This is a genomic window from Bacillus sp. MBGLi79, assembly GCF_002953915.1.
Map to the genome: position 1 here is coordinate 860920 of NZ_CP026521.1, position 7439 is coordinate 868358.

Below are 7439 nucleotides of genomic sequence, written 5' to 3' on the forward strand. Positions count from 1 at the left end.
ACTTCACTGCGTGTGAAGTACTTGTTTGAAGAAGTAGTCGCGGGCATTGCCGGATACGGAAACTGCATCGGCATTCCGACCGTAGGCGGTGAAGTTCAGTTTGACAGCTGCTATGAAGGCAATCCGCTTGTCAACGCGATGTGTGTCGGTTTGATCAACCATGAAGATATTAAAAAAGGGCAGGCTAAAGGCGTCGGCAATACCGTCATGTACGTCGGTGCGAAAACGGGGCGCGACGGCATCCACGGCGCCACGTTCGCCTCAGAGGAAATGTCTGACCAATCAGAAGAAAAACGCTCGGCTGTGCAAGTCGGCGATCCATTCATGGAAAAGCTGCTTCTTGAAGCGTGTCTGGAAGTCATCAAATCAGACGCCTTGGTCGGTATTCAGGACATGGGTGCGGCAGGACTGACAAGTTCAAGCGCGGAAATGGCATCCAAAGCCGGATCGGGCATCGAGATGAACCTTGACTTGATCCCGCAGCGCGAAACAGGGATGACGCCGTACGAAATGATGCTTTCCGAATCTCAGGAGCGCATGCTTTTAGTCATCGAACGCGGCCGCGAACAAGAGATCATCGATATTTTTGACAAGTATGATCTTGAAGCTGTGGCTGTCGGTCACGTGACAGACGACAAGATGCTGCGCCTTTTCCACAACGGGGAAATGGTTGCCGATCTTCCGGTTGATGCGCTTGCAGAGGAAGCGCCGGTTTACCATAAGCCGTCAAAAGTTCCGGCTTATTATAAAGAGTTCCTTGAAACAGACGTTCCTGCACCAAAAGTCGAAGATGCGAAAGAAACGCTTCTCGAGCTGTTAAAGCAGCCGACTATTGCGAGCAAAGCATGGGTTTATGACCAATATGACTACATGGTCAGGACGAACACAGTTGTCGCACCGGGCTCTGATGCAGCCGTCCTGCGGATTCGCGGCACGAAAAAGGCGCTTGCCATGACAACGGACTGCAATGCCCGCTACTTGTACCTCGATCCGGAAAAAGGCGGGAAAATCGCTGTCGCTGAAGCGGCCCGCAATATCGTCTGCTCCGGAGCAGAACCGCTTGCCGTTACGGATAACCTCAACTTTGGGAATCCGGAAAAGCCGGAGATTTTCTGGCAGATCGAAAAAGCGGCAGACGGGATCAGCGAGGCGTGCAACGTGCTCAGCACACCGGTCATCGGTGGAAACGTCTCTCTTTACAACGAATCAAACGGAAGCGCGATCTACCCGACGCCTGTCATCGGAATGGTCGGACTGATCGAAGATACAGACCATATTACGACCCAGCACTTTAAAGCAGCGGGCGATTTGATTTATGTCATCGGCGAAACATTCCCTGAGTTCGCCGGAAGCGAGCTGCAAAAACTGTCCGAAGGAAAGATTTACGGCAAAGCGCCTGCCATCGACTTGGAAGTCGAACAAGCGCGTCAAAAAGCGCTTCTGAAAGCGATCCGCACAGGGCTCGTGCAGTCCGCGCATGACGTCTCAGAAGGCGGCATCGGCGTGGCGCTGGCGGAAAGCGTCATATCTTCTCAAGGACTCGGCGCCAATGTAACGCTTGCAGGCGAATCTGCATTGTTATTCAGCGAAACACAATCACGGTTTATCGTCTCTGTGAAAAAAGAGCATCAAGAAGCGTTCGAAAAGCTTGTCAAAGACGCCGAGCTCATCGGCGAAGTAACGTCAGACAGCGCGCTGTCTGTTCAAAGCCAGGAAGGACAACAATGGATTCATGCGCAGATAGAAGAGCTCGAAAGCGCATGGAAAGGAGCTATCCCATGCTTGCTGAAATCAAAGGCTTAAATGAAGAATGCGGCGTATTTGGGATTTGGGGGCATGAAGAAGCACCGCAAATTACGTACTACGGCCTTCACAGCCTTCAGCACAGAGGCCAGGAGGGTGCCGGCATCGTGGCGACAGACGGCGAAAAAATGTCCGCCCACAAAGGCCAGGGGCTGATTACTGAAGTTTTTCAAAACGGCGAGCTCAAAAAGGTGACAGGAAAAGGAGCGATCGGCCATGTCCGCTATGCAACGGCGGGCGGCGGCGGCTTCGAAAACGTCCAGCCGTTCCTTTTCCATTCGCAAAATAACGGCAGCCTTGCACTTGCGCACAACGGAAACTTAGTAAACGCCACTCAGCTGAAACAGCAGCTTGAAAACCAGGGCAGCATTTTTCAAACGTCTTCTGATACGGAAGTGCTCGCCCATTTAATTAAAAGAAGCGGCCACTTCGAGCTGAAAGATCAGATCAAAAACGCTCTTTCCATGCTGAAAGGCGCTTATGCTTTCCTGATCATGACGGAAAAGGAAATGATCGTGGCGCTTGATCCGAACGGACTCAGACCGCTATCTGTCGCAATGCTCGGCGACGCGTACGTCGTCGCTTCTGAAACGTGCGCGTTTGATGTGGTCGGCGCGACATATTTGCGAGATGTAGAACCGGGCGAGATGCTGATCATCAATGATGAAGGCATGAAGTCTGAGCGGTTCTCCATCAACATCAACCGTTCGATCTGCAGCATGGAGTACATTTATTTCTCAAGGCCTGACAGTAATATTAACGGCATTAATGTCCACAGCGCGAGAAAAAATCTCGGTAAAAAGCTTGCTGAAGAATCAGGCATTGAAGCAGATGTGGTGACAGGGGTTCCGGATTCAAGCATTTCAGCGGCCATCGGCTATGCCGAAGCGACGGGAATTCCTTACGAACTCGGACTGATTAAAAACCGCTATGTCGGCAGAACGTTCATTCAGCCGTCACAGTCGCTCAGGGAGCAGGGCGTGAGAATGAAGCTGTCAGCCGTCCGCGGGGTCGTTGAAGGCAAGCGCGTCGTCATGGTGGACGATTCCATCGTGAGAGGCACGACAAGCCGCAGAATTGTGACGATGCTGCGCGAAGCCGGAGCGACGGAAGTGCACGTCAGAATCAGTTCCCCGCCTATTGCCCATCCGTGCTTTTACGGAATTGACACATCAACGCATGAAGAACTGATCGCGTCCTCCCATTCAGTGGAAGAAATCCGTCAGGAAATCGGCGCCGATACATTGTCATTCTTGAGCATTGAAGGACTCCTTTCCGGGATCGGAAGACAGTATGAAGACGAAAACTGCGGGCAGTGCATGGCCTGCTTTACAGGAAAATACCCGACCGACATTTATCAGGATACGGTTCTTCCTCACGTGAAAGAAGCCGTTTTGACAAAATAAACCGGCCGGCGCTCTTGAAGCGCCGCGCCTCCTGAAATGAATAAAGGGCAGCAGAAGCGATGCGGCTGCTCTTTTGATTTTGAATATTACGAATGGACAAGCGCGGAATAAGGAGTGGATTGTGTTGTCTGAAAGCTATAAAAACGCCGGGGTTGATATTGAAGCCGGATATGAAGCCGTAAAACGAATGAAAAAACATGTGGAAAGAACGAAGCGAATCGGCGCAATGGGCGGTCTTGGCGGATTTGGCGGCATGTTTGACCTGTCAGAACTGCCGTACAAACAGCCGGTTCTGATTTCGGGAACGGACGGTGTCGGCACAAAGCTGAAGCTCGCTTTTGCGATGGACAAGCATGACACGATTGGCATCGATGCCGTCGCTATGTGTGTCAACGATGTGCTCGCTCAAGGAGCGGAGCCGCTGTTCTTCCTCGATTACCTTGCGGTCGGAAAAGCCGACCCCGTCAAAATTGAAGAAATTGTAAAAGGTGTCGCAGAAGGCTGTGTACAGTCAGGATCAGCGCTAGTCGGCGGAGAAACGGCGGAAATGCCGGGTCTTTATACAGAGGATGAATACGATATTGCCGGGTTCTCGGTCGGAGCCGCTGAAAAAGATGGCATCGTCACGGGCGAAAACATCAGCGAAGGGCACCTTTTAATCGGACTTTCTTCAAGCGGACTTCACAGCAACGGCTTCTCTCTCGTTCGTAAAGTTCTTCTTGAAGATGCCGGTCTGAACCTTGATGAGACGTATACACCTTTTGAACGGCCTCTTGGCGAAGAGCTTTTAGAGCCGACGAAAATTTATGTCAAGCCTGTCCTTGAAGCGGTGAAATCAGGTAAAATCGCAGGCATGGCGCACGTGACCGGCGGCGGTTTTATTGAAAACCTGCCGCGCATGATGCCTGATGGTCTCGGTGTTGAAATCGACATCGGCTCCTGGCCCGTCCCTCCTGTCTTTCCGTTCATTCAGGAGAAAGGCGGCCTGAAGTCCGAGGAAATGTTCAATGTTTTCAATATGGGAATCGGGTTTGTCCTTGCGGTGAAAGAAGAGGATATGACAGACGTGATTCAAACGCTCGAAAACAACGGTGAAAAAGCCTATCTCATCGGCAGAGTGAAAGCCGGAAGCGGCGTTGAGTTTGGCGGTGCCGGTCTTTCATGAGAAAATTCGCGGTATTTGCATCAGGAAGCGGAACGAACTTTGAAGCGATCGCAAGAAGAATGAGAGAAGAGAACTGGGATGCCGAAATCGTCCTTGTCGTCTGTGACAAGCCCGATGCGAAAGTGCTTGAAAGAGCGGAAAAAGCCGGAATTCCATCGTTCGCATTCCAGCCGAAATCGTTCGAAAATAAAGCAGCTTTTGAACAAGTGATCGTTGAACAGCTCCGCCTCCACGGAGCAGAATGGATTGTCCTGGCGGGGTACATGAGACTGATCGGCGATACGCTTCTGTCGGCTTACCGGAATAAAATCATCAACATCCATCCGTCGCTCCTGCCGGCGTTTCCCGGCATCGACGCGATCGGACAGGCGTACAGAGCGGGTGTGAAAGTGGCGGGCATCACGGTTCACTATGTTGACGAAGGCATGGACACCGGTCCGATTATCGCCCAGCGCGCCGTCGAGCTTGAAAAAAGCGAAACACTCGCGTCTCTTGAAGAAAAGATACACAAATTGGAGCATGAGCTTTATCCCGAAGTAATCAAAGAGCTTCTTGAACTAAATGGCAGAGGTGAAAAGGAATGACGATCAAACGCGCATTAATCAGCGTATCAGATAAAACGAACATTGTCCCTTTTGTAAAAGAATTGACAGAGCTTGGCGTAGAAGTGATTTCAACAGGCGGCACAAGCAAACTTCTTCAGGAAAACGGCGTTGACGTCATCGGCATTTCTGAAGTGACGGGCTTTCCCGAAATCATGGACGGCCGTCTGAAAACCCTTCATCCGAATATTCACGGCGGGCTTCTTGCCGTCCGCGGCAACGAAAAACACATGGCGCAGCTCAATGAACAGGGAATTCAGCCGATCGACCTTGTCGTTGTTAATTTATATCCGTTTAAAGAAACGGTTTCTAAAGAAGACGTCACATTCGAAGAAGCGATTGAGAATATCGACATCGGCGGTCCAGGCATGCTTCGCGCAGCAGCGAAAAACCACCAGGACGTGGCGGTCATCGTCGATCCCCGCGACTACAGCCCTGTACTGAACGACTTGAAAGAAAACGGCAGCGTCTCTCTTGAGAAAAAACGCGAGTTGGCAGCGAAGGTGTTCCGCCACACGGCAGCGTATGACGCGTTGATCGCTGACTATTTAACAAAGGTAACCGGCGAAAAAGAGCCTGAACAGTTCACCGTCACTTTTGAGAAAAAGCAATCGCTCCGCTACGGCGAAAATCCGCATCAGGAAGCAGTCTTTTATCAAAGTGCGCTCCCTGTCAAAGGGTCAATCGCTTCAGCTGAACAGCTGCACGGAAAAGAGCTCTCTTACAACAATATCAAAGACGCGGATGCAGCACTTCAAATCGTCCGCGAGTTCACGGAGCCGGCTGCGGTTGCCGTCAAGCATATGAACCCTTGCGGCGTCGGGACGGGCAACACGATCGAAGAGGCGTTTAACAAAGCATACGCCGCTGACGAAACGTCAATTTTCGGCGGCATCATCGCTTTGAACCGGGAAGTGGATAAAGCGACGGCTGAAACGCTTCACAAAATCTTTTTGGAAATCATCATCGCGCCAGCATTCAGCCAAGAAGCGCTTGATATTTTAACATCCAAGAAAAACCTTCGCCTCTTGACCCTTGATGTCAATCAGCCTGTGAAAAACGAAAAGCAGCTGACATCTGTTCAAGGCGGGCTTTTGATTCAGGATCTGGATATGCACGGTTTTGACGACGCCGACATCACAATTCCGACGAAAAGAGAGCCGACCGAACAGGAATGGGCTGACTTGAAGCTCGCTTGGAAAGTTGTGAAGCATGTCAAATCGAATGCGATTGTCCTGGCAAAAGACGATATGACGATCGGCGTCGGCGCTGGACAAATGAACCGAGTCGGCTCCGCGAAAATCGCGATTGAGCAAGCCGGCGGGAAAGCGAAAGGAAGCGCGCTCGGATCAGATGCGTTCTTCCCGATGCCTGATACGGTCGAAGAAGCGGCTAAAGCCGGTGTGACGGCGATCATTCAGCCGGGCGGATCGGTTCGTGATGAAGATTCGATTCAAAAAGCGGATGAATACGGGATCGCGATGGTGTTCACCGGAATCCGCCATTTCAAACATTAAGGGAGTGACCAGCGTGAACGTATTGATTATCGGCAGAGGCGGCAGGGAGCACACGCTCGCCTGGAAAGCGGCGCAAAGCCCTCTTGTCGGCACTGTATATGCGGCGCCCGGCAATGACGGAATGGCCGGGACCGCCGTACTCGTTGATCTTGACGAAGGCAATCACGAAGGGCTTCTCGCTTTCGCAAAAGAACACAATATCGGACTGACGATTGTCGGTCCTGAGGTCCCTCTAATCGAAGGGCTTGTGGATGCATTTGAAGAAGCGGGCCTTCCGGTGTTCGGTCCGTCGAAAAAAGCAGCGGTGATTGAAGGAAGCAAGCAGTTTGCCAAAGATCTGATGAAAAAATATCAAATACCGACAGCAGAATACGAAACGTTTACATCTTTTGAAAAAGCAAAGGCGTATGTTGAGGAAAAAGGCGCTCCGATCGTCATCAAAGCTGACGGGCTTGCCGCTGGAAAAGGCGTCACAGTCGCGATGACAGCCGAAGATGCGGTTCAGTGTCTGCATGACTTTTTAGAAGATGAAAAGTTCGGCGATGCAAGCGCCTCTGTCGTTATCGAGGAATTTTTGAACGGTGAAGAATTTTCGCTGATGGCTTTTGTCAAAGGTGAAAAAGTGTATCCGATGGTGATCGCGCAAGATCACAAGCGGGCATTTGACGGAGACAAAGGCCCGAATACAGGGGGAATGGGCGCATATTCCCCGGTGCCGCAGATTTCGGATGCGGTCGTTGAAGACGCCGTTAAAACGATTTTGGAGCCGGCAGCCGAAGCGATGGTTAAAGAAGGCCGTTCGTTTACGGGAGTCTTGTATGCTGGCCTAATGCTAACCGAAAAAGGAACAAAAGTGATCGAATTCAACGCGAGATTCGGAGATCCGGAAACCCAGGTCGTACTGCCGCGTCTTGAATCAGACCTTGTACAAGTCTTGCTTGACCTC

At 51.3% G+C, this 7439-nt stretch carries 6 protein-coding genes; all 6 read left to right on the forward strand.

Going from position 1 to position 7439, the window contains the following annotated elements; all coding sequences use genetic code 11:
* Nucleotides 1-1803 (forward strand): phosphoribosylformylglycinamidine synthase subunit PurL (purL, locus tag C1T29_RS04340; RefSeq protein WP_231516541.1); only part of this gene is annotated, 1803 nt, incomplete at its 5' end.
* Complete coding sequence (gene purF, locus C1T29_RS04345) at nt 1779-3209, forward strand: amidophosphoribosyltransferase (protein ID WP_103750414.1); 1431 nt, start codon at nt 1779-1781, stop codon at nt 3207-3209. The genes purL and purF, both read left to right, overlap by 25 nt.
* A gap of 124 nt (nt 3210-3333) precedes the next feature.
* Nucleotides 3334-4374, forward strand: a complete 1041-nt coding sequence (gene purM, locus C1T29_RS04350) for a phosphoribosylformylglycinamidine cyclo-ligase (RefSeq protein ID WP_035337048.1) — start codon at nt 3334-3336, stop codon at nt 4372-4374.
* Entirely contained in the window at nt 4371-4958 is a 588-nt protein-coding gene (purN, locus tag C1T29_RS04355; protein ID WP_020450441.1) for a phosphoribosylglycinamide formyltransferase, read from the forward strand. The genes purM and purN overlap by 4 nt, the downstream gene beginning before the upstream one ends.
* The gene (gene purH / locus C1T29_RS04360; protein WP_020450442.1) at nt 4955-6493 is read left to right on the forward strand and encodes a bifunctional phosphoribosylaminoimidazolecarboxamide formyltransferase/IMP cyclohydrolase; all 1539 of its coding nucleotides are present in this window, start codon (nt 4955-4957) and stop codon (nt 6491-6493) included. Before purN ends, purH begins: the two co-directional genes overlap by 4 nt.
* Nucleotides 6494-6506: 13 nt before the next feature.
* On the forward strand, nt 6507-7439 hold a 933-nt coding region (purD, locus tag C1T29_RS04365), incomplete at its 3' end, for a phosphoribosylamine--glycine ligase (RefSeq protein WP_208945621.1).